Below are 20,278 nucleotides of genomic sequence, written 5' to 3' on the forward strand. Positions count from 1 at the left end.
TTACTAGAATTACTCCTTCATATATAACACTATAAAATCAGTAATATATGACCTGAACGACCAATACAACTTATGATATTTAAATAATTTAAAAAATATAAATACATTCTTTTTCATAAATAATTCTCTTCGATTTTTTCCCCATAGAATGTAGTCGTTCAAAACACTAATTTGTTCATTTGAAAGTGATAAATCATGTTGTTTACTAAATTTATCTAATCTCTGAAGCAAATCATCATAATAAATAACCTGCTCTTTTCTCCTTAGGAAACTTCTTTCTCTGCTACCAGTCGCGTTGCTATCGTGTCTTCTAAAATCGATAGTAGAGTAGGAGTAAATGTATAACCCATTAAGAAGCGAAGCTAGCCTCCATAACAAGGCATCATGTGCATCTTCGTTACTTCGGATTTCTAAAAAATATGGAATAATCTTTTTGTTCACCGCATAAACACACCCTGGCCTTCTAATATGAAAGAAGTTATCTAAAAAATTTGGTTGATACACTGCCTCACTATTATCCAAATCACTTTTATCCAATTTAATCTTGACACCATCACCAACATAAAAAGGTGTGTAATTAGAGGCTAACAACAAAATCTTATCATTATTCTCCATAATCTTAGACATTTTTTGAATTTTATCTAAATGCCAAATATCATCTTGATCACAAAGAAAAACGATATCTCCTTTCGCCTCCTCTAATAACATGGCAAAATTATTCTTCCATCCTTGATTTTCTTTATTTTTTTTTATAGACCAATTATCCAACTTATATTTAGCAATATAATCTTCAATTATTTGAACAGTATCATCTGTAGATGCATCATCACTAATCAAGACTTCCTCAGCAAGGCGGGTTTGATTTCTTAGAGTATCTAACTGTTCAACAATATATTCATCACCATTAAATGTTGATAATACAATTGATATATTCATTGTATTCTTACTCCCCAATCAACTTTTTATACTCATTCTCTAATTTTTTAGCCTCAATTCTGATATCATAGTTTGATTTTTGAGCTAGGTCAATATTTTCTCTAGATTTTTCCAATCTGTTTATATATGAAAAATCTTCAATAGCTTTTATCCAAGTACTTACGTTGTCAATTGGTAATTGTTGGATACTATTTGTGAAGATGCACTCATCAGAAATTGTCGTTGAAAGAATAGATTGAATTCCATTAATTTGCCACTCAATAGCAACTAAAGGCAACCCCTCGTATAAACTCGGTAATAGCATTATATCCATAGCAGAGATAAACGATTGCATATCCGAATACCGATTCAAAAAAACAATTGAATTTTCCAATTTTCGTTCTTTTACATATCTCTTAACATCCTCTACTTTTTCTCCTTCACCGACCAAAAACAATTTTACATCCTTCTGCTTACATTTCATTTCATCCATTAAATCCAGAAGAAATGTATGATTTTTTTGAATATTGAATCTACCTACATGTCCTAATGCAAGTGTATTTTCTTTTAATGAATGCGTTGTCCGAAATACTCGGCGAAGATGAGGATTAAAACTATATTTTTCTACATCCCTGGCATTATGTATAACTTTAAATCGTTTATCCTTAAAAAGCCATTCTCCTGCCTTTTCACCACACGCCCAAGATTGAGTATATAAAGTGTAAAAAAAAGGACGTAGCATTCTGTCTAGTAGAATATGATTACACGTTGTATTATGACTATGCGCTATTCTTACAGGAACTCCCATAATTTTTGCTATAAACAATTCAATTGACATAAGAGCACTACTCCCGTGAACGTGTACAACATCGTATTTTCCTACTTTTAAGAGTTCAAGGAATTCTCTCATATATGCCAGTATTGAGGATTTCTTTCTTTCAATTTCTACAATCTGAACACCTAATACTTGAAATTTTAATTTATCTTCTAACAACGGTTTATTGGTAGCTAGAATCGTCACTTCAATTTCACTCAAGTCCATGTATTCGAGGTATGAATATATAAATGTTCCAATCCCATCAGAAAACAAACCTCCTGTTGGAATATGCAAAATTTTCATCAAGTGTCTCCTTCTATGATCTTCGTCATTTTTACTCAACTAATTCTGCAATCAAATTTGAAAAATGTTGTACAAAGCATTCATTATTAGATTTAACGGCAATACTACTAGATGGATTCAGGTATTCTCGGATTTTTTTAATATCCTCTATGACTACTAAATCATATCCCTCCTGAACAATCCTATTACAAAAATCTAACTGATGGTCATTCACATGTTCTCCAAATTTTTTTCTTCTCGGAACAACTACTGGTCTTTTCCCATTAGCAATAACATTCATAAATGTAGCAGGACCACCATGAGTGATAACTATATCCGCTTCTTCCATTAGGTTATTCATCTCATCATACGAAAGAAAACGTTCCCATCTGCAAAATCGAGGTTGATAGTCTGAAAAACCAACTTGGATAAATACATCCGACGTAATAACTCCCTCTGCTTTCAATTCATCAATCTCTTTTATTAGTCTATTAAATTGTTGCTCATGCGTACCGACAGTTACAAAAATCATTAGAAAATTCCTCCCAAATTGATTGCCTTGGGATAGATTTTTTTCATTTCTTCCCATTGGACAATGAATCTATCTGTAACAGGGTATACTATTTTGCCAGTCATTGTCGGAGCGTCTACACGATCAAATACTTCTATATAAACAGTTTTAGCACCAAATATTTTACCTAAATAAAAGAACGGTATTGCAACCGCTGCTCCGGATGAAATGATAACATCTGGCCTTTCTTTATATAATATTCTTAAAGCAAGAAATGTATTTTTTATTAGATTTTTTATATTACGATTAGTCGGATAATAGCAATAATGACATTTTTCATTTGATAAAATACTTCGAGCATCTTCTTTATCAAAAGTAACCCATAGTCTATCTTTATCCTGCCAAAATGGTTTCAATAGATAGAGATGATTTAAATGTCCACCGCTAGATCCTACTAGACAAAGTTTTATCTCTTTTTTAGACAAAGTTATGAATTCTCCTATTTTTCTACGTATGGGCCAAAATCAATTTTAATTCGTTTGTGATGATTTCGTTGATTCTCAGGTGGAAGCTGCATATAGTCACCATACATATGTTTTAAGTATGCTCTATAATTCTTCATTCCCCATAATTTTATATCATCAAAGGAATAACTTTCAACTTCGTCTAACCACACTTTTGGAAAAGTTTCTTTCTTTATTCCATAACTACCATCACTAACCACTACATTATCAGCATTGGTACTCTGCCCTAGTAATATACACTTCTCCTTCATCTTTTTCAAAAAAGATATTGAGAACACATGTGTGGCAAGCTTAGCTAGCTTATACGCTAATCGTTTTTTTCTATCGTTGTCCCCATATCCACATTTTATCCATAATAGATTTCGGAATAACCAAAATCCTTTAAGTTGAATGAATCGTCTAAAAGGCTTGGGACAGATATCATCAATCGGAAAAATATCAATATAAATTCCATCATGAACATTTGCATCTAAAGAAAATTCCTCAGAAACATGTGTGTTATTGAGACGTAGTTTCACAAAATTAAATGGATAATTCAAATCTGTTTGATCTGTCTGTAGAAAATATTTTTCCCTGTCCAAATCCGAAACACATAATTCTTTAAATCTTTCAAAATCCTCTCTTGGCATACCAAAATCCATATCATCGTCCCACGGGATGAATCCATTATGGCGTATAGCCCCTAGAAAAGTTCCTGCTAGCATCACGATTTTTAAATTATATTTTTCACATATTTTTAACACTTCTGAAGCTAGCAAAAGTTCTAAGTTATGTAACTGTTCTAATTCATCTGTCATATAGTTATCTCAAACTCCGTTTTTAATATTCTCTAGTTGCCAATGAATTCTTGATTTCAGTTGTACTGATTTCAGGAGTTCGTGGTAAATAGACCACTTCAACTCCTTCCTTCTCCAAAAAATCAAATTTCCCCTTCCAATCATCTCCCATAACAAAGGTATCTATGTGATATTCATGGACATCTGTCACCTTTTGTTCCCAGGATTCTTCGGGTATTACTAAATCAACATATCTAACAGCCTCTACGAGTGTTTTTCTTTGTTCATATGTAAAATAACATTTTTTTTGTTTTTCATTCCAGTTGAATTCATCAGTTGAAATCACAACAATTAAATAATCGCCTAACGATTTAGCCCTTTTAAGAAGATTAATATGGCCATAGTGCAACAAATCAAATGTTCCATATGTTATGACTTTTTTCATTTCTTACTTCGCCCCTTCTCTCATAAATACCACTTTAACGGTCTTTAACAATATTTCAATATCTTTCCAGATGGTCCAATCATCAATATAAGCTACGTCCAGCTTGACAACATCATCAAAGTCCGTGATTTTACTACGACCACTCACCTGCCATAGACCAGTAATTCCAGGCTTAAAACTAAGACGACGTTTCTGTTCAGGAGTATATTTTTCATACTCATCAACTGTTGGGGGACGTGTCCCAACCAAACTCATATCTCCCATTAAAACATTCCAAAACTGAGGGAGTTCATCTAGACTAGTCTTACGGATAAATCTCCCTATCTTTGTTATACGAGGATCATCATCGACTTTAAACATACCACCTTGCATGGTATTTTGTGCAAGGAGCTCTTGTTTCTTTTTCTCAGCATCCACGCACATAGATCTAAATTTATAAAAAGTGAAATGTCGACCATTTTTTCCGATACGAGTTTGAGAAAAAATAGCGGGTCCGCCATCTTTTCGAATCACCGGAACCAAAACAATACTCACCAATCCACAAATAAGTAGTCCGATAATCGAACCTATGATATCAATGAAACGTTTAGCAATGACGTGGCTTGTCTTATAAAATTTTGTAGAAAACGTAATGACATTCAAGCCTGCCATTCCGCGAATCTTTTTATCGCTACCTAGATAGTTATTGAAAGCATTCAGGTTGACTGTCACGTCAATTCCCATTGTTTCAAAAAGAGAGATGAACTCCCCGATGTCATACTCTTCACTTGGTAAATTGATAAAAACTTCATCAACAACTTCATGGGTAGCAAAGTCTAAGATGTTCTCCGCAGGTACAACGGTTACGGATGCATGCTGAAAATTAGGCTGATCCAAAACACTGACCGCCACCAATTCCCAAAAAATCTCTCCCGACTCTATCAGTCTATCTACAACTTTCTCAACTCTGGAAGTAGCTGTTATCAAGAATATCTTTTTACTCCCCTTGAAATTTGGAAAGATACGTCTCCTATAGCGTTTAATGCACAGATTCAACAAATACAACAAAATAGAATGTATTGTCAAAAAATAAATCATGCCTCGTCTAGAGATACTAAAACGATCTTCTAAAAAGAAGTTTGAAATACTGATGGCTAAAGCAAAGAAAACGATATATTTTATAGTGCTGATAAACTCAGCTAAATAACCCCTTTTTAAAAAATCACGCTCATAATCACTAATGTTAAAAACAACAAAATGCAGAATGAACAAGATGATAACAGAGGTGTTCGCAATCTCTGTTTCTCTTACAAAACTAAGTAAATAAGCTAATATAATGACAAGAAAACTCTGGATTGCCGCCAAAGTAATCTTCAATCCCTTTTCTTCCATAATACCTTCCCTAAGCTATCTCTTATTTTTTCCCGTAAGAGCCATAAGCTCCATATGCCCCATATTTCTCAACTAAGGTATTCAATTTATTTAATACAATCCCTAAGAATGGTTTACCTGTTTGTTCCAATTGTTCTTTAGCTTTTTGGACGTCACGACGATTTGTTTCACCAGCAGCAGTTATCAATATAGAGCCATCACACTGTTGCGTGATAATCGCTGCATCAATAACTACTCCAATCGGAGCGGTATCAACGATGATGTAATCAAAGTACTTGCGCAAGGTATCAATCATTGTCGCAAAATTCTCACTTTGTAACAAAGCTGTTGGATTTGGGGAAACGGAGCCGGCTTGAATGACAAACAAATTCTCAATATTCGAATCACATAACCCTTGTGATAAATCTGTTGTTCCAGATAAGAACTCTGTTAATCCTGTAATCTTTTCACGTGATTTAAAAACACCTGACATGACAGAATTACGAATATCGGCATCTATTAAAAGCGTCTTATATCCAGCACGCGCAAAGGCCCAAGCAATATTGGTAGAAGTAGTTGACTTCCCTTCCTCTGGTTTCACTGATGTAATGGAGATAACTTTTAAGTTATCTCCGCTCAATTGTATATTGGTACGAATCGCATTGTAATACTCCTCTGCTTTTCTTGCCTTATCCAATTTTTTATGTGCGATTTCTAACGTTGGCATTTTTCTCTCCTATTTTAATTTATCCAAATTTGGAACAACTCCTAATAATGCAATTTGCATAACATCTTCAACTTCTTCTGGTCGTTTAACGCGTGTGTCTAGGAGTTCAATAAGGAGAACCGTGACAATCATCACAACCGCTCCAGCTAGAAATCCAATCATGGTATTACGACGAATGTTTGGTGAAGATGGTGAGGTTGCTGGGCGAGCCTCTTCGAGTGTCGTCACATCTGAAACCCGTGTAACACTAATAATCTTTTGAGCTGCAACCTCTCTCAATGAGTTGGCGATACGACTTGCTTCTTCAGGCGCACGATCTGTAACGGAGATAGATACGATACGTGTATCAGCCGGTACGGTCACCTTAATTTTACTAGCCAAACCTTTTGAAGGAAGATCCAGTTTCAAATCCGTTGCGACCTTCTCCAAAACGTCTTGCGAAAGAATAATTTCGCGATAGTCTTTAACCAAGTAAGACCCTGCCTGCAAATCTTGGTTTGTCAATCCAGGCTTATCTCCCTGATTACGATTAACTACATAGATACGTGTCGTACTGGTATATTCAGGTTTTACGATAAAGCTACTGTAGGCAAAAGCTACTACCCCAGTTACGATTGCTACCAGTGCAATTAGAAATTTCCGTTTCCAAAGAATTTTAAGCAATTGAAATACATCAATTTCCATCATATTTTGTTCTTTCATTGTTTCTCCTAAATCAATTGATCCATTATTATTTTTCGTGGGTTATCTTTGAAAAGTTCCTTCGCCTTATCTTCGCCATACTTTTTAGCAATGATATCATAGGCTTCTTCCATATGAGGTGGTCTACGATCCAAATTATGCATATCGCTAGCAATGACATGAACTAGATCACGTTCCAAGAAATACTGAGCTCTCTTTTTCATGAATTTGTAGGTTTCTCCAAAGAGTTTTGGTTTCAAGACATGAGAACTATTGACCTGGGTATAGCACCCCATATCAATCAGCTCCCGAACTCGCTTTTCATTATTTTCTAGAGCATCATAACGCTCAATATGGGCAATAACTGGTGTGATCCCTAACATGAGAATATCGCTCAGGCCTTTATGTATATCTCGATAGGGTGTATTCATACTAAACTCAATCAAAGCATAGTGACTATCATTGAGGGTTGGAATCAATTTCTTTTCCAATTTTTCGACAACATCTGGCGTATAGTATATTTCTGCACCATAAGCGATGACAAGATCATCTGCCACCTCTTTGGCCATTTCGCGAACTTTCAAAAAGTTAGTTGCTATTTTCTCTTCTGGCGTCTCAAACATCCCTTTCCGACGATGAGACGTGGAAACAATGGTCCTGACCCCTTGACTATAGGCTTCTCTTAAAAGGTTTTTACTCTCCTCTATCGACTTTGGACCATCATCCACATCAAAAACGATGTGTGAATGGATGTCTATCATGCTACTTACCCTCCATCACATCTTTGATAGCTGCCTTGGCTGCAGCCAAGCTACTTTCATCAATTTCCATCATATAGAGGCTGCTATCTGGCATAGCGTAGGATGGAAGATCCATTCTACCAGTTCCTTTTAAGTCTTGGGAATTGACCTTATACTGACCACCACTATCCAACTGTGTATTAACCAAGTCCATCATGGTTTCCAAAGGCATATTGGTTTGAAGAGAATCTTGCAATCCTTGAATAATGTTGTCATAATTCTTTAAAGCCTCTGTCGAGGTTAGCTTCTGAATGATGGCAACAATGACTTTTTGCTGGTTCCGACCGCGGTCGCGGTCTCCATCCGCTAGAGAGTAGCGTTCGCGGACAAAACCAAGGGCTTTTTCAGAGTCTAGATGGACATTCCCGACAGGAAAATGGTACTGCCCATGCAAAGAAGTGAAATCTTGGTCATTATAAACATCCACACCACCTAGAAGGTCAATCAATTTCAAGAAAGAGGTGAAATTCAAACGAACATAGTAGTTAATATCAACTCCATATAGGTTTTCCAAGGTATGAATTGATGAGTCCACTCCATAAATCCCCGCGTGAGTCAATTTATCCTTTTGATTATTTCCTCCGTCCGCAATCGGAACATAAGAATCTCGAGGTGTTGTGGTGAGAAGGATTTTCTTAGTATCTCGATTTATAGTCATCAAGATGTTGACGTCTGAACGCGAAACTGAACTGATAGGTCCGTAGGTATCAATACCACTGATATAAATATTAAAGGATTGATTCTTAGATACCTTTGGTGCCGCAACATCTTTGGTTAGTTTTTTCGTATAGATTTTCTTAATCTTCGAAGCATAATCTGGATACTCCGCTTCAATGATGTTTTCAAAGACACTGTTCAAGACAATCGCTTTCGCATCACCTGAAATCAAGCTCTTATAGGCTGCTAAGTAAGATGCACTTTGTTCAACCGCCAAGTCTTTGCTCTGAGTCGTCTTAATATCCGCTATCAATTTTTGGATATTGTCATTATCCGTTTCAGTCGGACCTGTTACACTCTCTAACTGGGTAACGTTGTTGATTTCACTATCTTTTAAAACCACAACACTCATCGAATACTCTGAGTAGTTTGATGTCGCATTGATGTGATTAGTCAAGCCCACAAATTGGTGCAAAGCAAATAGCGAAACCGAACTAGTCAACACCGCAAGTACCAAAAAGAAGATCGTGAACTTTTCGGCTTTCTTATATACTATTAAAAGTAGAGCTGCGACAGCAGATAGTAAAACTAGAACTGTAGCTAAGATATTGAGATGTCTAAAGGCTAGGATGTTATGTCTAAAAATTAAGAACAACAAAGAGCCACTCAATAATAAATAAATGGCTAATAAAACTATATTAATATTTCGTTTCACATTTCCTGAACGATTTCTCTTTGAACGTCTACTCATGGTAATCCCCTATACACGTTAATAATTATAATTATTATATCACAATCATGAAAGAAATTCCATCCATTCCTGCTATTATCAGCGTTTTCATTCATTTTTTCTTAGATATATTTTGAATTTATGACTTCCATTAACAGAATCCTTGATAAAACAAAAACAAGACCCCTTATTATGGGGCCCCATTTCTGTTTTTATTTGATATGATTTTCAAACTCTTTTTGGCTCTTTTCAATAGCCTTTTTACTTTCTGCTTCCCACTTAGCCTTGGCTTCGTCGAATTGTTTCTTGGTAACAGGGTCCTTTTGCAATCTCATGTACTTATAATTATTTCCGTCACCCTTGATACCCACTAGGGAGTAGGCACGTGTAAACGGAGTTACTTTAGTTACAGAGGCTGTCCCACCATTTGACATAGCAGACATGATTAGAGAATTGTCAATCATCCAAGCTTGGGCTTCAGCGTATTTTTCATAACGCTTAGCGACATCTTTATTCTCGGCATCTGCTTCTTTCAGGAGTTGTGTATAGGTATCGAGCCCCAGACTCTTGATGAGCTCTTGGTCTTCCTTGGCATCAAGGCCAAAAATCTTGAGATAGAAGCCGGTTTCAGCATTGAAGGGATCTAGATAAGTTGATGGATCCTGGTAATCACCAACCCAACCATCAAAGTTTAAGTCGTAGTCACGAGCTGCTGGATTTGGCGCTAGGAAGGCAACATTTCCAAAGTCATCTGTAGAAAGCTGTTGAACATCAATGACGATATTGTCAGAACCTAGTACTGTTTCAAGGGTTTGTTTAACCGAGTTCATACCAGAAACCGCATTTTTATTTGTCTGATCAACAGGGACATCCAAATGGATTGGGAAAGTCACGCCTTGGGCTTCCAATTCCTTTTTAGCTTCCGCAAATTTTGCTTGGGCCTTTTCCTTGTTAAAGTAAGCATCTTGAGCGTCTGCCAAATTGATACCTGACCACTCAGTTCCGTAGTTCACAAGCTTAGAAGCTGTCACTTCTCCAAAGGTCTTATCTCCCACCTGAACAAATGTTGGTGGAACCAAAGTATTACGAAGGGTTTTGCTCGCTGCCTCTTCACCGTTAGATTGAGCAGAGTAGGCTGTTCGATCAATACCAAAGTTGATAGCCTGACGGAAATTTTTATTTAAGATAGCTGTTTGAACTGATTTCTTTTGTTCGTCCGTTGTTTTAGCGGTATGATTATAGGTTTTGCGGTTGACGTTAAAGTTAAAGTACCAAGATGTCTTGTCTTGCAAGCTATAAACGATATTGTCTTGGTATTTTTCTTTTGTCTTGGCATAGTTCGAACTATTTGGATAGACTCCCGCAATCGAGTAGGCGCCATTTTCAAAGTTTCGAATGGTCATCTCCTGATCTGACCCATCAAAGTAGGCTAACTTAACTTTTTCAATGGTTACTTTATCATGGTCATAATAGTGTGGATTCTTCACATATTCGATCGAAGATTTTGATGTGAAATCTTTTAACAGATATGGACCGTTATAAAGGATGCTGTCTGGTGTCAAGGTACCAAAGTCTTTATCCTTTGATTTCAAGAACTCTTCGTTGACTGGAAAAAGGATACTATTGGTTGTCTTTGAATTCCAATACGGTTCTGGTCGAGTCAAAGTGTACTCGACTGTGTAATCATCCAAGGCTTTGACACCAACAGTCGAAAAGTCATTGGTCACACCCGTCACATAGTCATTCAATCCCTTGATTGAATTTTGGATCAGATCCATGGCTTGCCCCTTGTTGTCAGCGGCATATTTGATCCCAGTGACAAAATCCTGAGCCTTGACTGAAGCATATTCCTCACCATCAGCCGTATACCACTTTGCATCTTTTCTAAGCTTGTAGGTATAGGTCAAACCATCTGCTGAAACAGACCAATCCTCAGCTAGAGCTGGCGTTAGGTTGCCATAGCTATCATTTTCCAGCAAACCATCTACGAGATTGGTAATAACGGCAGTATTATCTGCATAATAATCTAGAAGATAGTTAAAAGTTGTTGGATTCGCACTAAATGTTGATGAATAAGTGCTAGTATTTGTGTTGAACTGTCCACACGCCGAAAGCAAAATCCCTGTCGCTAAGACAAGACCTGTCTCGATTAGTCTTTTTTTCATTTTGATCATCATTCACTCCTTTGTGTCACCTTTTATAACATAACCATATTTTATCAAATTTATTCAAAAATGTAAAGTTACTGCTTTTATGACAACTGGTGTCTCAAAACAAAAAAAGGAAGCACAGTTTCCTGCAACTTCCCTTTTCTGTTTATAGATTACTTGACATGTTTTTCAAGTTCTTTTTGGTATTTGGCATTTGTTTCGATTTTTTCTTGTTGCCATTTCTTGAAGGCTTCTTCGTATTCTTTTGCAGTCACAACATCATTTTGCAACTCCAATCCTTTGAACACAAATGGGTCTCCCTTGATTCCGACTTGAGAGTAGGCTTTTGTGAATGGTACAGTTCGGCTAACAGTTGGAGAACCACCTGAAGAAGCAACTGGGATTAAGAGTGAGCTATCAGACACCCAAGCTTGAGCTTTAGCGTATTTTTCATAGCGTTTGTTGAGGTCGCTGGTTTCAGCTGCAGCATCATCCAAGAGTTTCTTGTATTCGTCCAGTCCAACTTGAGCCATCACTTCTGGATCTTTTCCACGAGTGATACCCAAGTGTTTAAGGGCAGAACCCTTCTTGGCATCAAGAATGTTGAGGTAGGTAGCTGGGTCTTGATAATCAGGGCCCCAACCAGTTCCGTTCAAGTCATAGTCTTTTTGGGATGGAACCTTGGCTTGAGACGTAATGCTCATTTTTTCATTATCAGTCATTTGAAGGACATCGACAATGACATTTTCAGTACCAAGTGATGATTCGATAGACTGCTTGAGTGAGTTAGTTTGCTGAACCGCGATTACATCTGTTTGTTCAACTGGGATATCCAAATGGATTGGGAAAGTAACCCCCTTGCCCTGCAATTCTTCCTTGGCTTTAGCAAAGGCTGCCTTGGCTTTTTCAGGGCTGTAAATCGTATCCTTGCCATCTGTAAGGGCTACATCTTTCCACTGGTCTCCATATGAAACGAGCTCTGCCTGCGCCAACTCTCCAAAGGTTTTTTCGCCCACTTGAACGTAGTCATGAGGCACTAGGCTGTTACGGATAATCTTGTCTGCACCTTCTTCACCATTCAACTGAGCAGTATAAGAATGACGGTCAAGAGCAAAGTTCAGCGCCTGGCGGAAGTTCTTGTTGAGAAGAGCTTCTTTTGTTGAAGTTTTTTGAGCTTCGTCTGTTTTGGCTGTTTTATTGTAAGATTGACGGTTTACGTTAACAGTAAGATAGTAGCTTGTCGCTTCTTGTGGACTGTAGACAATCTTATCGCCATACTCTTTTTTAGTTGACTCAAAGTTTGAGCTTGTTGGGAAGAGACGAGCTGTTGTATAGGCACCTTGTGTAAAGCTACGAATCAAAGATTCTTGGTCAGATCCATCGTAGAAAGTTAATTTGACATTGTCAATCTTAACATTGTCCTTATCCCAGTAATTTGGATTCTTTTCATATTCAATGGCTGATTTTGAAGTCAATGATTTCAAGAAATAAGGACCGTTATAAAGGATGCTTGATGGAGTTGGCGCACCGTAGTCGCCCCCTTTAGAATTCAAAAACTCTTCATTTACTGGAAGCATGGTCGCAGTTGTGACTTTAGAGTTCCAGAAACTTTCTGGCTTGTTGAGCGTATATTCTACCGTGTAATCGTCAACAGCTTTGACTCCTACTGTAGAAAAGTCATTGCTTTCTCCACTGATGTAGGCAGCTAATCCTTTGATAGAATCTTGAATCAAAGTAAGACCATCTGATTTCCCATCAGCTGCGTGTTTTAGACCAGTAACAAAATCCTGAGCCTTGACTTCAGCGTACTCTTCTCCCTCAGAAGTATACCATTTTACACCCTTACGAAGTTTGTAGGTATAGGTCAAGCCATCTTTAGAAACGGACCAGTCTTCTGCAAGCGATGGAATTAAGTTTCCATACTTATCATTTTCCAAAAGGCCATCGACAACGTTCGCTATAACATCAGAAGTTGAACTCTTGCTCGTCACACTGTAGTCCAAAGACGATGGATCCATAGCATAGACATAAGAGAATGTCTTGGGTGCATCAGCCTTCTTTTCACTTTTCCCACAAGCAGTTAACAGAAGGGCTGTGCTCAGGACGGCACCTGCTCCTAAGAGCCACTTTTTCGATCTCATAAGTAATCTCCTTTAAGATAGTATTTTCACCATTATACCCTATTTTTTCATAAAAGCAAGGGCTTTCGACAGATTTTTTAGAAAATTCTAACAAATATTTTTTAAAGACTTTTCTACATATTTTTTAGTAAAAGAACCTCAAGCATCAAAGGCTTGAGGTTCACTTATTTTAATCCGTTAGTTCCACACAGAAGGCATCCCATGGAGCCAAGGTTTGTTTTTCAACTGTTTCTTGAGTCACAGTGTTTTCAATCAAGACAGATTTAACTTTTCCTTCTACTGAAAAGTTTTGTTTTTCATTGGACAAGTTAGCCACAACTAGGAAGCGGCGCTCACCGTCCTTACGGATATAAGCAAAGATCTTGTCACCTGTATCAAGCAATTCAAAGTCAGCTCGAATCAGCCAGCTGTTCTCCTTACGGATTTGAACCAACTTCTGATAGGTATAGAAAATAGAATCTGGATTTGCCAGTGCTTCTTGAACGTTGATTTCTTCGTAGTTTGGATTAACTGCCAACCAAGGTTGACCTGTTGAGAAGCCAGCATTTTTGCTTTCATCCCATTGCATCGGAGTACGTGCATTATCACGACCAATGACACGGATGCTGTCCATAATTTCCTCTAGCGAAACACCTTTTTCAAGAGCCTCACGCGCATAGTTGAGGGATTCAATATCTTCTACTTGATCCAGTGTTTCGAATGGATAGTTGGTCATCCCAATCTCCTCACCTTGGTAGATATAAGGAGTCCCTCTCATAAGATGAAGTAGGATTGCAAAGGCTTTGGCAGATTTTTCGCGGTATTCTTGGTCATTTCCCCAGATTGAGACAATACGAGGGAGGTCATGGTTGTTCCAGAAGAGGGAATTCCAGCCATCCTCAACTCCTAACTCTATCTGCCATTTGTTGAAGATTTCTTTCAACTTCCCTACATTTAACTCTTTTTGGTAGTGCCACTTAGGTTGCCCTTCCTGATACTGAAGACAGATGTGTTCAAACTGGAAGACCATAGACAATTCTTGCCCCTTTGGATCCGAGTGGAGCTTAGCAATCTCTGGCGTTGCTCCCCAGGTCTCCCCTACTGTCAAGAGATCCTTATCTCCAAAGGTCGCCTGATTCATTTCCTTGAGATAGGGATGGAGCATAGGACCATTATTGACTACTTTCTCGTCAGGAATTTTCCCAATCATGTCAATGACATCCATACGGAAACCACCAATACCTTTATCAATCCAGAAGTTCATCATCTCGTAAATTTTCTGGCGCAGTTTTTCATTCTCCCAGTTGAGATCGGGCTGTTTCTTGCTGAAAAAGTGAAGATAGTGTTGATCTGATTTTTCATCGTATTCCCAAGCAGACCCACTAAAGATAGACTCCAAATCATTGGGCTCATCTCGCCAGATATAGTAGTCTCGCTCAGGGCTGTCAGGATTTTCACAGGCCTCAACAAACCAGGCGTGTTCATCCGAGGTATGATTGACCACCAAGTCCATGATAATTCGAATATCCCGCTTCTTAGCTTCTGCGATGAGTTGGTCCATGTCCTCCATAGTCCCGAAAATAGCTGCAATTGCTTGATAATCGGCAATATCATAGCCATTATCATCCATAGGACTATCATAAACGGGAGAAAGCCAAATCGCTGTAATTCCTAACTTAGCTAGGTAGTCTAACTTACTAGTAATTCCTGGCAAATCGCCAATTCCATCTCCGTTACTGTCCATGAAACTCTTTGGATAGACTTGATAGACTACGGCATTGTGCCACCATTTTTCTTGCATCTGTTTACCTCATTATTTTAATAATCTATAGTCTATGATAGCGCTTTTTAAAATTTTGTGCAAGCGTTTGCTTAATCTTTTTAATTTCTTTTTTAGCTCCGTAGTTTCCTAACTTCCAATTTTTTATTATAATAGAGGTCAGAGGTAAAAAAATGAAAAAACAAGCTTTTAGTTCTGAACAATATCTGAATCTACAGCGCGACCACATTTTGGAGCGCATTAACCAATTTGACGGCAAGCTCTATTTGGAGTTTGGTGGCAAAATGTTAGAAGATTTCCACGCTGCTCGTGTACTTCCTGGTTATGAGCCTGACAATAAAATCAAGCTCTTGCAAGAATTGAAAGAGCAGGTTGAGGTTGTTATTGCCATTAATGCTAGCAACATCGAACATTCCAAAGCACGTGGCGACCTAGGCATTTCTTATGACCAAGAAGTTCTTCGTTTGATTGACAAATTCAATGAGCTGGGAATTTTTGTTGGTTCGGTTGTCATCACACAATACGCTGGCCAACCCGCTGCAGATGCCTTCCGCAACCAGTTAGATAAAAACGGGATTGATTCCTATCTTCATTATCCGATCAAAGGATACCCGACTGATATGGACCACATCATTTCTCCAGAGGGTATGGGGAAAAACGACTACATCAAAACCAGTCGCAACTTGATTGTCGTAACCGCTCCTGGACCTGGTTCTGGAAAATTGGCAACTTGTATGTCAAACATGTACCATGACCAACTCAATGGCATCAAGTCTGGTTACGCTAAATTTGAAACCTTCCCAGTTTGGAACCTTCCCCTTCATCATCCGGTCAACTTGGCCTATGAGGCTGCCACAGCAGACCTTGACGATGTCAACATGATTGACCCCTTCCATCTCCAAACCTACGGAGAAACCACTGTCAATTACAACCGTGATATCGAAATCTTCCCAGTACTCAAACGTATGTTGGAACGTATTCTCGGTGAATCTCCATACGCTTCACCAACAGACATGGGTGTCAACATGGTTGGCTTCGCTATTACAGATGATGAAGCTGCTGTCGAAGCTTCTAAACAAGAAATCATCCGCCGTTACTATCAAACAGTTCTTGACTTCAAGGCTGAAAAAGTCGGGGAATCTGCTGTCAAGAAAATCGAGTTGCTCATGAACGACCTCGGTATCACACCTGCAGACCGTCAGGTTGCTGTCGCTGCACGTCAAAAAGCTGAAGAAACCGGCGGGCCTGCCCTTGCTCTCGAATTGCCATCTGGTGACATTGTCACTGGTAAAAACTCAGAGCTCTTTGGTCCTACAGCCGCTGCCTTGATCAATGCGATTAAGAAATCAGCTGATATCGCTAAAGAAGTAAAACTAATCGAGCCTGAAGTTGTCAAACCAATCCAAGGCCTTAAAATCAACCATCTCGGTAGTCGCAATCCACGCCTGCATTCAAATGAAATCCTGATTGCCCTTGCAATCACAGCTATGGAAAATCCTGATGCTGCGCGTGCCATGGAAGAACTTGGTAACCTCAAAGGTAGCGAAGCACACTCTACCATCATCTTGACCGATGAAGACAAGAATGTCCTTCGCAAACTAGGCATCAACGTAACCTTTGACCCATACTACCAATACGACCGCTTGTATCGGAAGTAAATAAACAAGGCTGGACAAAAACTCAATTTGAGAGAAAAATCCAGTAAATCTTTACATAATAAAAAAATCAAACGCATAATATCAAGTCTTTTGGACATTTGGTATTATGCGTTTTTATGGTTTTCCATTCTCATTTATTTCAATGAAATTGTCAACTCAACACAAGCTCCTCCTTGCTCTGGATTGAGCAGGGTTAGACAACCACCATGCAAGAGAGCGACCTGCTTAGAAAAGGCTAAGCCGATACCATGATGGGGATTAGCTGAATTGCGGCTTTGGTCACTCTGGTAAAAGAGCCGTTCCGCTCCCAGCAGCATCTCCTCTGAAAATGAAGGGCCGTTGTTCCAGATAGCAAAAACCAACTGGTCCTGCTGCACTGATACCGTTAGCTTGACTTCCTTTTGATCCTGGTCTGCATGTTCAAGCGCATTCAGTAAAATATTGAGCAAAGCCCGTTTAAGATAGTCCAAATGAATCGACAAAATCAGACTAAGATCACAATCTTCTTGGAGATAAAAACGATAGCTTTCCTGTTTACTGAACAGTGCCCAATCGTCCTGGAGATAGGCCAAAAAGTCCTCTAAGGAAAGCTGACTGAACTGATTAGAATCAATCTGAAAAGCCTTAGCGTAATCAATAAGAGAGCCACAATATTCTTCCATCTTGTAACTAGCCTGCAAAATCTCAGCAGCATAGTCTGCCTGTGGCTGGCCTAACTGCGCCATTTCCAAGAGCTCAGCATTACCCTTAATTACAGTTAGGGGCGTCTTCAAATCGTGCGATGTCGCTGATAGCTGTAAAATTAACTCCTGATTATGCTGCTGCTCTTTTTCTAGAAGACGAGCATTTTCTTGGTGGCTGCTCCGTAAATCGCTATAGACTTCGAGCATTTCCTCGATCCTAAAAAGCTGGCTTTGATTTTCTTCTAAAAGCTTCTTGCTCGTTAGCATTTTTATTTCCCTGTCGATTTTTCGGAGCAATTTCAAAATATGATAAAAAGTAATCAGCAGCAAGCTCCCTGCCCAAAAGAACAAGGTGAAAAGAACGTGATTACTTCCTTGCGTAAATTCATAACCTATAAGCACAAAAATCAAAACATGGAAAAAGACGATTTTTAAACTGGTTGTCCAGACTAGGCTTTTGAAATTACGGGTTCTAATTGCCATCTATAGCCTACTCCTCTCACAGTTGCGATTGCTTGCAGCCCTTCTTGTTTGCATTTTTGACGAATCTGATATACGTATTCTGAGATGGAACGAAGCTGTGTTTCTGAGCTTTCTGGATAAAGCAAGGTATGAAGACGTTCAGCTGAAAAGGTCTGCTTGGGATTGCTAGCTAGTAAATGTAGCAGCTTAAACTCCCGCTCTGAAAATTTCAAGACTTTACTAAAACAGGCAACTTCGTAGCGCTCTGGATAAAATTGGCAAGAAACAATTTCAGAATATCGCTCCTCACGTCTTTCCTCCCGCCGAAGATGAGCTCTGACGCGCGCCAGCAATTCTTTGGTTCCAAAAGGCTTGACAATATAGTCATCTGCTCCGCGAAAGAGCCCTTCCACTTTGTCCGCCTCCAATTCCTTAGCCGTCAGAAAGATGATTGGACACGAAAGATGAGGACGAATGTAGGAACACAGCTCAAAACCATTAACAGGCTCCATCATCACATCCAGCAGAATCAAGTCATATCCGACAAAATACGTCAGCTCTAGGTCTTCTATCCGATCAAGCGTCGTCACATCATAAGCATCTAGCTCTAGGACGTTTTTCACCAGCTTCAAAATGCTCTGGTCGTCATCAACCACCAAAATACGATACTGTCTCATGATTTCCATTATAGCATACCTCTAGCGAACATCTCGTTTCAAGGTTAAGAATATAGCAGAGCTCCAAACCAAAGCTAACCATAACAGCTGTATTCCCAGCCCTGAGAGATCTATTGAATGCTGAAGTCCTTCATACTCAAAAAGATTTAGCGTAGCCAGATCGGGCAGGTATTTTGCTTCTTTGATGAAAGTCGCCAATAAACGGCTGAGGCCAACCAAGAGAGGAAAGAGCACCGACACCGGCACAACCCAAGATTGAAATAGCAAAGCGAGGCCAGCAGTTAAAAAAGCCAGAAAAATATTGCTGAGAAGACCAAAAGAGCTGTAATAGAGGAATTTCTCTAGTAAGGACCAGCTAAAGCTTAGGTCAAAACGAGCCAGCATAACAAGGAAACAGCTGCCTATCATGACACTGTAGAGAACCAAGAGCAGCAAGTCCAGAAAAAGGAATTTCCCAGCCAACCAAGCCTTTCTATTTGATACGGTTAGAAAATTCGTTCGCATCCCAGACTTGACAAACTCCTGGGCAAAATAGAGAGAAGTAAAGATGACGATGACAGGCTGCGCCAGATAGAGGGCATGCAAAACCTCGCTCAGAGCCTTCGTCTGACCAACTGCTGTCTGACTGTAGTCAAGATTCATCAGAAAAAATGGAACAGCTACCAGAGCCACTAAGGCTGCACCAAGAGCGAGATAGTAAGAACGGAACTTAATCCATTCACTTCTAAGCAGAGCTTTTATCATCAGTAGTGCCCTCCTAAATCCGTCTTCAAAAAGCGCAGAGAAGCCATACCGCCGATGACTAGCAACCATGCACCAAGTATCAACAGCCCTTGCAAGGGATTGTTAGCATATTGGGAAGTTGGCGTTGCAGCAAACAACTCTCCTGCTGGCTGTGGCAAATAAGCTCCCCAACTCGTGTGAGCAGCTAGGTAGTTTCCTAAATTATAGATTTGGGGTACGAGAAAAAGCAGAGGAACTAGCATGGTCCGAGCCAATAAACCTAACAAAAATGAAAGGATTCCTAATAAGGTTAGAGATAAGGTTTTCCACAAAATCAAACTCCAAGCTGCCTGATTGAGCAAAATCGGATCAAGCCCTTCCTTTCCTAAAGCCAGATGCATGACCATATAACTAAAGTAGATTGATAAAAAGCTAGTGGCAAGAGAAAAGCAAGCAAAGGTCATGAGTTTCCCCACAAGCAACTTCAGGCGGTTATTACAGGTCAAGAGACTGGTTCTCAAGCTATGAGACTGAAATTCCATAGCTCCCAAAATTCCAGCTAAAATGACCAAAACCATGACCGCCATAGAAGCCCCGTTGAGACCTAGATATTCCAGCGGATCAATGGCGTTTATCAGATTAGGAACCGTCTCAGGTGTAGCATCCAAGCCGATAGACAGATACTGTCGGCCCTCCAACCAGGATACGACAGGCACCAATAGTAGCATGAAGGCCACACTCACTTTGAAAGCCTTGATTGATCGGATTTTCAACCATTCTGAATGCAATAAAGACATCGTTTCTTTCATC

General features: G+C 39.0%; 19 protein-coding genes. 1 reads left to right on the forward strand and 18 read right to left on the reverse strand.

The features are described from left to right. Positions 1 to 9: 9 nt before the first annotated feature. The 14 genes from M9H69_RS08320 to M9H69_RS08385 all read right to left on the reverse strand — a co-directional run bounded on the left by M9H69_RS08320 (position 10) and on the right by M9H69_RS08385 (position 15,286). Entirely contained in the window at positions 10 to 936 is a 927-nt protein-coding gene (locus M9H69_RS08320; protein ID WP_049479869.1) for a glycosyltransferase, read from the reverse strand. 7 nt (positions 937 to 943) lie between these two features. Further along, on the reverse strand, positions 944 to 2,035 hold the full coding sequence (locus M9H69_RS08325) for a glycosyltransferase family 1 protein (protein ID WP_049479870.1): 1,092 nt from the start codon (positions 2,033 to 2,035) through the stop codon (positions 944 to 946). Positions 2,036 to 2,066: 31 nt separating this feature from the next. Beyond that, positions 2,067 to 2,546, reverse strand: a complete 480-nt coding sequence (locus M9H69_RS08330) for a glycosyltransferase (RefSeq protein ID WP_000578431.1) — start codon at positions 2,544 to 2,546, stop codon at positions 2,067 to 2,069. Then, the gene (gene pssD / locus M9H69_RS08335; protein ID WP_025172328.1) at positions 2,546 to 2,995 is read right to left on the reverse strand and encodes a PssD/Cps14F family polysaccharide biosynthesis glycosyltransferase; all 450 of its coding nucleotides are present in this window, start codon (positions 2,993 to 2,995) and stop codon (positions 2,546 to 2,548) included. Before pssD ends, M9H69_RS08330 begins: the two co-directional genes overlap by 1 nt. 29 nt (positions 2,996 to 3,024) lie before the next feature. Further along, positions 3,025 to 3,846, reverse strand: coding sequence for a LicD family protein (locus M9H69_RS08340; protein ID WP_000129020.1), 822 nt, complete (start codon positions 3,844 to 3,846; stop codon positions 3,025 to 3,027). Positions 3,847 to 3,868: 22 nt separating this feature from the next. Beyond that, complete coding sequence (gene tagD, locus M9H69_RS08345) at positions 3,869 to 4,270, reverse strand: glycerol-3-phosphate cytidylyltransferase (protein ID WP_000756020.1); 402 nt, start codon at positions 4,268 to 4,270, stop codon at positions 3,869 to 3,871. A gap of 3 nt (positions 4,271 to 4,273) precedes the next feature. Further along, entirely contained in the window at positions 4,274 to 5,641 is a 1,368-nt protein-coding gene (locus M9H69_RS08350; protein WP_250315370.1) for a sugar transferase, read from the reverse strand. Between the two features lie 22 nt (positions 5,642 to 5,663). Beyond that, entirely contained in the window at positions 5,664 to 6,347 is a 684-nt protein-coding gene (locus tag M9H69_RS08355) for a tyrosine-protein kinase (protein WP_250315371.1), read from the reverse strand. A 9-nt stretch (positions 6,348 to 6,356) separates the two neighbouring features. Further along, positions 6,357 to 7,049, reverse strand: coding sequence for a capsular polysaccharide biosynthesis protein CpsC (cpsC, locus tag M9H69_RS08360; RefSeq protein ID WP_000664131.1), 693 nt, complete (start codon positions 7,047 to 7,049; stop codon positions 6,357 to 6,359). Positions 7,050 to 7,057: 8 nt separating this feature from the next. Next, positions 7,058 to 7,789 (reverse strand): capsular polysaccharide biosynthesis protein Cps4B, encoded by a 732-nt coding sequence (gene cps4B, locus M9H69_RS08365; RefSeq protein WP_250315372.1) that lies wholly within the window; start codon positions 7,787 to 7,789, stop codon positions 7,058 to 7,060. 1 nt (position 7,790) lies between these two features. After that, complete coding sequence (locus tag M9H69_RS08370) at positions 7,791 to 9,236, reverse strand: LCP family protein (RefSeq protein ID WP_250315373.1); 1,446 nt, start codon at positions 9,234 to 9,236, stop codon at positions 7,791 to 7,793. 191 nt (positions 9,237 to 9,427) lie between these two features. Beyond that, positions 9,428 to 11,389, reverse strand: a complete 1,962-nt coding sequence (locus M9H69_RS08375) for a peptide ABC transporter substrate-binding protein (protein WP_250315374.1) — start codon at positions 11,387 to 11,389, stop codon at positions 9,428 to 9,430. 149 nt (positions 11,390 to 11,538) lie between these two features. Then, a complete protein-coding gene (locus M9H69_RS08380) occupies positions 11,539 to 13,506 on the reverse strand; it encodes a peptide ABC transporter substrate-binding protein (protein ID WP_250315375.1) in 1,968 nt (655 codons plus the stop codon). Between the two features lie 169 nt (positions 13,507 to 13,675). Beyond that, entirely contained in the window at positions 13,676 to 15,286 is a 1,611-nt protein-coding gene (locus M9H69_RS08385) for a glycoside hydrolase family 13 protein (RefSeq protein WP_250315376.1), read from the reverse strand. Positions 15,287 to 15,438: 152 nt separating this feature from the next. On the opposite strand from M9H69_RS08385, the gene M9H69_RS08390 reads away from it, so the two are divergent. Beyond that, the gene (locus tag M9H69_RS08390; RefSeq protein ID WP_250315377.1) at positions 15,439 to 16,923 is read left to right on the forward strand and encodes a DUF1846 domain-containing protein; all 1,485 of its coding nucleotides are present in this window, start codon (positions 15,439 to 15,441) and stop codon (positions 16,921 to 16,923) included. Positions 16,924 to 17,057: 134 nt separating this feature from the next. Here M9H69_RS08390 and M9H69_RS08395 read toward each other — a convergent pair whose 3' ends face one another. Genes M9H69_RS08395 through M9H69_RS08410 form a run of 4 tightly spaced genes read right to left on the reverse strand, consistent with a single transcriptional unit; the run spans position 17,058 to position 20,277 of the window. Further along, the gene (locus M9H69_RS08395) at positions 17,058 to 18,089 is read right to left on the reverse strand and encodes a sensor histidine kinase (protein WP_250315378.1); all 1,032 of its coding nucleotides are present in this window, start codon (positions 18,087 to 18,089) and stop codon (positions 17,058 to 17,060) included. Continuing rightward, the gene (locus M9H69_RS08400) at positions 18,056 to 18,754 is read right to left on the reverse strand and encodes a response regulator transcription factor (protein WP_250315379.1); all 699 of its coding nucleotides are present in this window, start codon (positions 18,752 to 18,754) and stop codon (positions 18,056 to 18,058) included. The genes M9H69_RS08395 and M9H69_RS08400 overlap by 34 nt, the downstream gene beginning before the upstream one ends. Before the next feature lie 12 nt (positions 18,755 to 18,766). Continuing rightward, positions 18,767 to 19,489: a lantibiotic ABC transporter permease gene (locus M9H69_RS08405; protein WP_250315380.1), complete on the reverse strand. Its 723-nt coding sequence runs from the start codon at positions 19,487 to 19,489 to the stop codon at positions 18,767 to 18,769. Further along, the gene (locus M9H69_RS08410; protein WP_250315381.1) at positions 19,489 to 20,277 is read right to left on the reverse strand and encodes an ABC transporter permease; all 789 of its coding nucleotides are present in this window, start codon (positions 20,275 to 20,277) and stop codon (positions 19,489 to 19,491) included. The genes M9H69_RS08405 and M9H69_RS08410 overlap by 1 nt, the downstream gene beginning before the upstream one ends. Position 20,278: the final 1 nt, after the last annotated feature.

This window comes from Streptococcus oralis (assembly GCF_023611505.1).
Classification (GTDB): domain Bacteria; phylum Bacillota; class Bacilli; order Lactobacillales; family Streptococcaceae; genus Streptococcus; species Streptococcus oralis_CT.

Coding starts and splice junctions, on each gene's coding strand:
- M9H69_RS08350 (WP_250315370.1), bottom strand. CDS start 5,641: ATGGAAGAAAAGGGATTGAAGATTACTTTGGCGGCAATCCAGAGTTTT.
- M9H69_RS08390 (WP_250315377.1), top strand. CDS start 15,439: ATGAAAAAACAAGCTTTTAGTTCTGAACAATATCTGAATCTACAGCGC.
- M9H69_RS08330 (WP_000578431.1), bottom strand. CDS start 2,546: ATGATTTTTGTAACTGTCGGTACGCATGAGCAACAATTTAATAGACTA.
- M9H69_RS08395 (WP_250315378.1), bottom strand. CDS start 18,089: ATGGCAATTAGAACCCGTAATTTCAAAAGCCTAGTCTGGACAACCAGT.
- tagD (WP_000756020.1), bottom strand. CDS start 4,270: ATGAAAAAAGTCATAACATATGGAACATTTGATTTGTTGCACTATGGC.
- M9H69_RS08370 (WP_250315373.1), bottom strand. CDS start 9,236: ATGAGTAGACGTTCAAAGAGAAATCGTTCAGGAAATGTGAAACGAAAT.
- M9H69_RS08380 (WP_250315375.1), bottom strand. CDS start 13,506: ATGAGATCGAAAAAGTGGCTCTTAGGAGCAGGTGCCGTCCTGAGCACA.
- M9H69_RS08405 (WP_250315380.1), bottom strand. CDS start 19,489: ATGATAAAAGCTCTGCTTAGAAGTGAATGGATTAAGTTCCGTTCTTAC.
- M9H69_RS08340 (WP_000129020.1), bottom strand. CDS start 3,846: ATGACAGATGAATTAGAACAGTTACATAACTTAGAACTTTTGCTAGCT.
- M9H69_RS08325 (WP_049479870.1), bottom strand. CDS start 2,035: ATGAAAATTTTGCATATTCCAACAGGAGGTTTGTTTTCTGATGGGATT.
- M9H69_RS08410 (WP_250315381.1), bottom strand. CDS start 20,277: ATGAAAGAAACGATGTCTTTATTGCATTCAGAATGGTTGAAAATCCGA.
- M9H69_RS08375 (WP_250315374.1), bottom strand. CDS start 11,389: ATGATCAAAATGAAAAAAAGACTAATCGAGACAGGTCTTGTCTTAGCG.
- M9H69_RS08400 (WP_250315379.1), bottom strand. CDS start 18,754: ATGGAAATCATGAGACAGTATCGTATTTTGGTGGTTGATGACGACCAG.
- M9H69_RS08355 (WP_250315371.1), bottom strand. CDS start 6,347: ATGCCAACGTTAGAAATCGCACATAAAAAATTGGATAAGGCAAGAAAA.
- cps4B (WP_250315372.1), bottom strand. CDS start 7,789: ATGATAGACATCCATTCACACATCGTTTTTGATGTGGATGATGGTCCA.
- M9H69_RS08320 (WP_049479869.1), bottom strand. CDS start 936: ATGAATATATCAATTGTATTATCAACATTTAATGGTGATGAATATATT.
- cpsC (WP_000664131.1), bottom strand. CDS start 7,049: ATGAAAGAACAAAATATGATGGAAATTGATGTATTTCAATTGCTTAAA.
- M9H69_RS08385 (WP_250315376.1), bottom strand. CDS start 15,286: ATGCAAGAAAAATGGTGGCACAATGCCGTAGTCTATCAAGTCTATCCA.